The sequence below is a fragment of the uncultured Mucilaginibacter sp. genome, assembly GCF_903913935.1.
GTDB lineage: Bacteria > Bacteroidota > Bacteroidia > Sphingobacteriales > Sphingobacteriaceae > Mucilaginibacter.
This window is the reverse complement of sequence record NZ_CAIWNH010000539.1, coordinates 1-7432: the sequence shown is the minus strand read 5'-3', so window position 1 is coordinate 7432 and position 7432 is coordinate 1. Positions and strand designations below refer to the sequence as shown.

6 protein-coding genes are annotated in these 7432 nt (G+C 43.7%); 4 read left to right on the top strand and 2 right to left on the bottom strand.

Annotated features, from left to right (window positions below; translation table 11 throughout):
* Window positions 1-161 precede the first annotated feature (161 nt).
* The gene (locus QZY09_RS21630; protein WP_295676003.1) at window positions 162-2738 is read right to left on the bottom strand and encodes a DNA translocase FtsK; all 2577 of its coding nucleotides are present in this window, start codon (window positions 2736-2738) and stop codon (window positions 162-164) included.
* A 250-nt stretch (window positions 2739-2988) separates the two neighbouring features.
* Between QZY09_RS21630 and QZY09_RS21625 the strand changes: the two genes are divergently transcribed.
* Window positions 2989-3636, top strand: coding sequence for an ankyrin repeat domain-containing protein (locus QZY09_RS21625; protein ID WP_295676001.1), 648 nt, complete (start codon window positions 2989-2991; stop codon window positions 3634-3636).
* 659 nt (window positions 3637-4295) lie between these two features.
* Here the strand turns inward: QZY09_RS21625 and QZY09_RS21620 are convergent.
* Window positions 4296-4958, bottom strand: coding sequence for a hypothetical protein (locus QZY09_RS21620; RefSeq protein WP_295675997.1), 663 nt, complete (start codon window positions 4956-4958; stop codon window positions 4296-4298).
* Window positions 4959-5269: 311 nt separating this feature from the next.
* Here QZY09_RS21620 and QZY09_RS21615 point away from each other — a divergent pair, with 311 nt between their 5' ends.
* The 3 genes from QZY09_RS21615 to QZY09_RS21605 form a co-directional block, all read left to right on the top strand.
* Complete coding sequence (locus QZY09_RS21615; protein ID WP_295675994.1) at window positions 5270-6544, top strand: arsenic transporter; 1275 nt, start codon at window positions 5270-5272, stop codon at window positions 6542-6544.
* 98 nt (window positions 6545-6642) lie between these two features.
* Window positions 6643-6996, top strand: coding sequence for a YciI family protein (locus tag QZY09_RS21610; protein WP_295675990.1), 354 nt, complete (start codon window positions 6643-6645; stop codon window positions 6994-6996).
* Between the two features lie 146 nt (window positions 6997-7142).
* Window positions 7143-7432: sigma factor (locus QZY09_RS21605; RefSeq protein ID WP_295675989.1), on the top strand; the 290-nt coding region annotated here is incomplete at its 3' end.

Here is a 7432-nt window from a genome sequence, read left to right as displayed (position 1 = left end):
AGTGATTTCACCGATTTTATATTTTGTGATTTCACCGATTATTTGGGAGTGATTTCACCGATTTTATATTTTGTGATTTCACCGATTATTTGGGAGTGACTTCACCGATTTTATTTGTTAGACGTTTAATTCTCTAAATTGTTTAATTCTAAAATTCTGATTTAATTGCCTTGTTTTGCCAGCGTTTCCAAATATCTCTCCAGGCTGTATTCATCCGGGTATAAAACGTCACGGGCCTTACTGCCTTCAAACGGGCCCACTATACCGGCCGCTTCCAACTGGTCAATAATACGGCCTGCCCGGTTATAACCCAATTTCATTTTTCGCTGGATCAGCGAAGTGGAACCCTGCTGGTGCAGCACAATTAAGCGGGCAGCATCTTCAAACATCGGGTCGCGGTTATCAGGGTCATATTCTTTGGTGCTGCTGGCTTCGCCTTCGCCTGCATACTCTGGCAGCAACATCGCCGAGGCATAGCCCCGCTGGTTGCCGATAAAATCCGAGATCCGTTCCACTTCGTGTGTATCCACAAAGGCGCACTGCAGGCGGATCAAATCGCTGCCGGTTGACAGCAGCATATCCCCACGGCCGATCAATTGGTCGGCACCGCCGGTATCCAGTATGGTACGCGAATCGATCTTTGAGAGCACCCTGAAAGCAAGTCTTGATGGGAAGTTAGCCTTTATAGTACCTGTAATAATATTTACCGATGGCCTTTGTGTAGCAATTACCAGGTGAATACCCACCGCACGCGCCAGTTGCGCTATACGCGCTATCGGCACTTCCACTTCTTTACCGGCGGTCATCATCAGGTCGGCAAACTCATCAATTACCAGCACAATAAAAGGCAGGTAGCGGTGTTTCTCCGGGTCGCTTATTTTTCGTTTAACAAATTTTTCGTTGTATTCCTTCAGGTTACGTACACCGGCGTCTTTTAACAGGTCATACCGCTGGTCCATTTCGATACAAAGGGAATTCAGCGTGTTTACTACCTTTTTGGTGTCGGTAATAATTGCATCGGCTTCGTCCGGCAGTTTGGCCAAAAAGTGCCTTTCAATCTTGCGGAAAAGCGTCAGCTCTACCTTTTTTGGATCCACCAAAACAAACTTTAGCTCCGCTGGGTGTTTTTTATACAACAGCGATACCAATATCGCATTGATACCAACCGATTTACCCTGACCCGTAGCACCTGCAACCAACAGGTGAGGCATTTTGGCAAGGTCGGCTATAAATACCTCGTTGCTGATGGTTTTTCCGAGGGCAATGGGCAGATCCATGGTCGTATTCTGCCATTTCTCCGTTGCCAGCACCGACCGCATCGAAACCATTTCGGGGCTTTGATTGGGTACCTCGATACCGATGGTACCTTTACCAGGCATAGGTGCGATGATACGGATACCTAAAGCCGCTAAACTCAGGGCGATGTCATCTTCCAGATTTTTGATCTTCGAGATCCGCACGCCCGGTGCAGGTATAATTTCGTAAAGGGTAACCGTTGGCCCTATGGTTGCCTTAATTTTATCGATCTCGATATTATAATGGTTCAGCGTTTCAACGATCTTATTTTTATTAGCGGCCAGTTCATCTGAGTTTACGTTGATTTTGTTGGATCCATAGTTCTCCAAAAGATCAAGCGTAGGATATTTGTATGAAGCCAACTCAAGCGTATGGTCATAAATACCGAACTGGTCAACTAAGCTGTTGGCCTTTTCGTCATCGCTTTTTTCAATATTCAATACCGGGGTAGGGCGGGTCACCCCTACAGTTAGCGGTATTTCGTTCTCAAACTCCGGCTCGTGCCCTTCGCTGTTCGGGTCGGGAGTTAAAACAACGGGCTCATGAAAAATTGGATTTTGCACCAAAGGCTGCTGCTTAAGCAACTCGGATTTTGCCGTGTTTTCGCCGTTACCTTTCATTTTATTTGCCCGCCCTGGCCATTCAACAGGCAACGATATTTCTTCATCCTCCAGATCTACCGGCTCAGGTACCACCTGGTTAACAGGCACCGCTTCTGCAAGATTGTCAGGATTGTTTTTACGGTTGGGTAATTTAAAGTCAATATTGTAAGCAATTACCAATAGGGTTAGGGCTGCAAAAATTAAAATGCCCGCTGTGCCTGTCTGCCCTATTTGCGCGTCGAGCAAGCGATTGGTCCAGAACCCAAACTCACCTTCCAGGTAATTTGGCGTATCAGCAATAAAAGCATGAAAAAACCCTAAGAAAACAGAAATATAAACAATGCCGAAAAGCGAATAGGCCATTGTTTTTCCAATCGCGAACAAGCTTACCTTAAACAGCAGCCTGTAGCCGATTATAAAAAATATCAATACAAAAAGGAATGAGCCGATGCCGAACCACTCATAAATAAACTGGTTGCTTAATAAAGCGCCCAGCTTGCCCATCCAATTATCAACCATGGGGCTTTTAACCCCATTGTCCATTAACTCCTGTGTGGTTTTAAATAAATTGCCCCAGCCGCCATTTGCTTTTGACACATAGCTCTGGTCTTCCTGCCAGGTAAACAGGTAGGAAGTAAATGCAACAAAAAAATATACGGATAGCAGCAACGAAAATAAGCCTGTTATTTTGATGATTTGACTGTTCATCAGCCCGAAATTTCGCGGGCTTTCCTGCTTTTGTTTAACAGGCCGCTCTCGTTCGGTTTTTGCCGAAGGCTGGCGTGGCTGATTTTCTGGCTTGAAACTATTTGATTTAAACTGATTTCCTTTTACCGGCATCCTGATGTAACCCTGATATTCTACAAATATAAAGTTAATAGATTAAACAACTTATTTACCTTGTTATTTTAATTTTTTAGTAATATTGGAATTAAGATGTTAAATTAACGTAAAGAGGAAGTTGATTGAGTTAAATTGAGTTGATTATGTTGAATGGTTGAAAATTCATCGTTACGCAAAAGGTGTTTTTCGAGCCGATTTTATCTTAATCAATTTAATCAACCTAATCAACCACTTAACTAAATACAACATGAGCGTAGAAAAACTGGAGTCATACATCACCAATGCCGATTTGAACGGACTTGATGCCCTGCTGGTGAGCGAACCTGCGTTGGCAAAGAGCCGTACCAGTCATCAGGTTTCTCCGCTCATGCTCTCCTGTTACTATAAAAAACCCGAAATAACCGCACTGCTGTTAAAATACGTTGATGAGATCAGTTTATTTGAAGCCGCTGCGGCGGGCAAGTTCGATGTGGTTGCCAACCTCGTATACCAGCATCCCGAAGCGATAAATTACTATGCCGAAGACGGTTTTACACCACTGGGGCTAGCCTGCTATTTCGGCCAGTATGAAATTGCACGTTACCTGGTTTTAAAAGGGGCCGATGTTAACCTGCCTTCCAATAATGGTTTCGGTGTTTATCCGCTGCATTCAGCTGCAGCCGGAAATTATACCCAGATTGCCCGGATGCTGATTGAAAATAACGCGCAGGTAAACGTAAGGCAACAGGCAGGCGTATCCGCGCTGCACTCCGCTGCCCAAAATGGCAATATCGACCTGCTTATTCTGCTGCTTGAGCACGGCGCTGATGTTAGCATCCGTATGGAAGGCGGAAAACTTGCTGCCGACCTGGCCCGCGAAAAGGGTTTTATTGAAATTGCCGATGCGCTGGCCTAGTGGTTCATTAGTTCACTGGTTCATTAGTTCATTAGTTGGTAGGTGGATATCGCATTTGTGTGTACCGGGAAATCGGTGAAATCATCCCCAAAAAAGTCGGTGAAATCATAAGGATATAATCGGTGTAATCAAAAAAACAGGTGTAAATGTTTAAATGTTAACTAATAACTTAACTTATTTATTTATAAGGAGTTGGTTATTTAAAAGTTATAGTTTATTTTCGTGTCAATAAAAAGGTCCCCGGCCTCGCGCTGGGGATCTTTTTGATTTGATAAATTATTGATGAGCAGGGCGCTCAATGAATGCTTTTATACGGGCATTGTTTTTTTTAAGTTGCGATTTTTTTAATTTTTTTAAAAATCTTCGTCCTTAATAGCTAACAGGTAAAAACCCGTATCCAAAGCACAAAAAAGATTAGACTGTCATCCTGTTAAGCTTTTGCTTCGGGGCCCCATATGGCAATCCGCCCGCATCAGCATTCAGGCGAAGCAATTCGCCTGAATTGTTTACAGCCAACATAATCACCTGCCGCAGCTCAAAGACTTTGCCAGAACATTAGATAGGTGATAAAAAAAGATTCCCTAAAGTAGTATGTTACTACCTTAAGGAATGCAGAGTTGTGAAAGCTTAGGTGATAGTGAGTTGTGTGTTATTTAGCTTTATCCTTTGCCACCGAAGGTATAGAACATGGATACCTGGAGTGCTGAGGTGCCGGTATATAGTGATATCCCATTGCCATCCTGGCCTAAATACCCACTCTTTGAAGTATATCGTTGATACTGCAGGTTCGCCAACGTGGCCGAAAACCCCAACTTCTTTGAAGCATAATATACCATATCGAGCTTGAAGCCTGCATATATGTTATGCGAGTTGTTATTGTTATTATCGGAAGGCGTGTAGGTATATTTTGTTGTCGACTTTCCATAACCTATGTACGGCCCGGTGCGGATACCGAATTTGTTTTTATACAGGAAATATTTCCGGGCGTATAACATAGCATCGAACTGATAATTGGTGTATTTTAAAGGATAACCAAAGTTGTTGTCGCTATTCGTTTCTTTATTTGACATGAAGTCAAGGGCGACGCTGAGATCCAGGTTGTTTGCTATAAAATAGCTGTAATTGGGGCCCAAACTAAAGTAATTGTTCTTCTCAACAAAAGTAGAACCCAAAGATGCACTTTGGGGGCCGGGAATTTCAGTTGCCTTGCCCGTATTAAACCCAAAGTTAAAGCCAAGTGTTTGGTTGCCTTTTTCAGTTTGAGCATTTGAAAACTGAATTGTTAATAAAAATACAGCGATAAGAATCAAGAGTTTGTTCATGGTTATTTTGGTTTATGTGAGTTACCTGAACGGCAAAAAAACAGGCTTATTTCATCAAAAAGTGCATAAACCGGGGTTTTTGAAGTATATTTTTTTGGAGATACTATAACTATAAAACGGGCGTTTAACTAAGTTTTTAGTTGTTGTGAAATGATCAGAAAAAGGTAATTTTTTTATGCGAATTCAAAAAGGGGAGTTGGGTGACCGGAATCAAAGTATAAACGGCCAACGGTAGCCGTTGAAATACAAATTCTTACTTTTGGGCGGTTTTGAATTATTACAAAAGTCATAAGGGGAGAAAAGCACAACTTATGACTAAAGACTATCGATTTAGTACTTATATGTCTTATATCCTCATCCGGATTATTTCAGTTTTGGCGATAGCAGGCGTTATTATCCGTCCATTTAAATTGCCCGAAGCCGTTTGGGCTGTGGCAGGGGCAGTGCTGCTTATCCTATTGCAGCAAATATCACCGGCGGAGGCGCTAACTGGTCTCAATAGGGGGACAGACGTATATCTATTTCTGACAGGGATGATGCTTTTAGCCGAAACCGCCCGCGAAGAAAAGCTTTTCGACTGGCTGGCTGCACACGCAACGGTGCTGGCGAAAGGCTCATCAACAAGGCTTTTCCTGCTCATCTACCTGGTAGGGATTATAGTAACCGTGTTTTTATCAAATGATGCCACAGCAGTAGTATTAACCCCGGCCGTGGCAGCGGCTGTAAAAGCCGCGAAGGTTAAAAATCCATTACCCTATTTGCTGATCTGCGCATTTATCGCCAATGCAGCCTCTTTTGTGCTGCCGATATCCAACCCGGCTAACCTGGTTATTTATGGCAGCCATATGCCGCCGCTATGGCATTGGCTCAGGTTGTATTTTGTTGCATCTGTTTTTGCCATAGGCGCCACTTATTTGATGCTGTACCTTACCCAGCGAAAGGCCTTAAAACAGCAAACGGAAACCGATATTCAATTGCCAACTTTATCGCGGGGCGGCAAAACGGCTTTATATGGTATTTTAGGAACGGCTATAGTTTTACTCATTGCATCGGCCATGGACTTACAACTCGGACTGCCTACGGCAATAACCGGGATATTGACATCCGCTATCGTTATTATTAGTGCCCGGAAAGATCCGCGTATGGTTATCAAAGGCGTTACCTGGTCGGTTTTGCCGCTGGTAGCCGGGCTGTTTATTATTGTTGAAGCGCTTTATAAAACCGGGCTCATCCATGCGATAAGTCAACTGCTGGATCAAAGCGCCGCCAATTCAACCGCCGGTACAACCTGGGGAAGCGGATTCACTATAGCTGCTGCCTGCAACCTGGCCAATAACCTGCCTGTCGGGCTGGTAGCCGGAAATGCCATCCAGGTTGCCCATTTACCTGAAATTGTAAAAAGCGCCATATTGATGGGGGTAGACCTCGGTCCCAATCTTTCTATCACAGGCTCTCTTGCAACTATACTCTGGCTGGTGGCCCTGCGCCGGGAGGGCCATAGGGTTAGCGCCTGGTCGTTTCTCAAAATCGGCTTTTTTGTGATGACGGTTGCGTTGTTGCTGGCTATTGGCTCGCTGTGGTTATAATTTTATTAATGTTTTTCAGGCTGATGTCCAATTTGTTTTTGCCCGTTTGTTATGGAGGTATAATTCATAAATTAGATAACAATTAAAACTTAAACAAAATGGACGAGTATGCATTAATTATGCGGCACGAAGACGGCACTAAGATAGCCTCACCCGAACAAATGCAAATCTGGATGAAACAAACGATGGACTGGATAGGCGGCATAGCTGCTCAAAACAAATTTGTGAGCGGCACGGGTTTGCTTTTTGACGACGCCAAAGTTGTACATCACAACAAAATGGTAACTAATGGCCCTTTTGGCGAGATAAAGGAAACGATAGGCGGTTTTATCACCGTAAGGGCGGAATCCGCTGAAGAAGCGGCGGAGTTTGCAAAAGGCTGTCCTGTCTTAGGCGGCGAAGGTAATACCATGGAAGTGCGCAGAATAGCCAAAAGAGACGGGGTACATTAAAAGATTGAAAAGGTTGCCTTAAAATCGTTAAAAAGCATAGTGACCTTAGTGTTCATTGTGGTAAAAGAATAACCACTAAGTTCACAAGGGTTTTCACTAAGGACACAAAGCTACAGTATAGTCTTATTAAAACGCCTTTTCAATTGATGAGCAACCAGAAGCTGATACCCCATTTATTCAGAACGGAGTACCGCAAAATAGTTGCGGTGCTTTACAAGCGCTTTGGTTTTGGCCAGATAGAAACTGCCGAAGATATTGCCAGTGATACCTTTTTAACTGCCGCCCAAACCTGGGCCTATAAAGGCGCTCCCGCAAATCCGACAGCCTGGCTATATAAAGTTGCAAAAAACAAGGCAAAGAACCACCTGATCCGAAATTCTACGTTCGATACTAAAATTGCGCCACAGATTGCAGGTTCATCTGAGGTTGAAGAGGT

Coding starts and splice junctions, on each gene's coding strand:
- QZY09_RS21630 (WP_295676003.1), bottom strand. CDS start 2,738: ATGCCGGTAAAAGGAAATCAGTTTAAATCAAATAGTTTCAAGCCAGAA.
- QZY09_RS21625 (WP_295676001.1), top strand. CDS start 2,989: ATGAGCGTAGAAAAACTGGAGTCATACATCACCAATGCCGATTTGAAC.
- QZY09_RS21620 (WP_295675997.1), bottom strand. CDS start 4,958: ATGAACAAACTCTTGATTCTTATCGCTGTATTTTTATTAACAATTCAG.
- QZY09_RS21615 (WP_295675994.1), top strand. CDS start 5,270: ATGACTAAAGACTATCGATTTAGTACTTATATGTCTTATATCCTCATC.
- QZY09_RS21610 (WP_295675990.1), top strand. CDS start 6,643: ATGGACGAGTATGCATTAATTATGCGGCACGAAGACGGCACTAAGATA.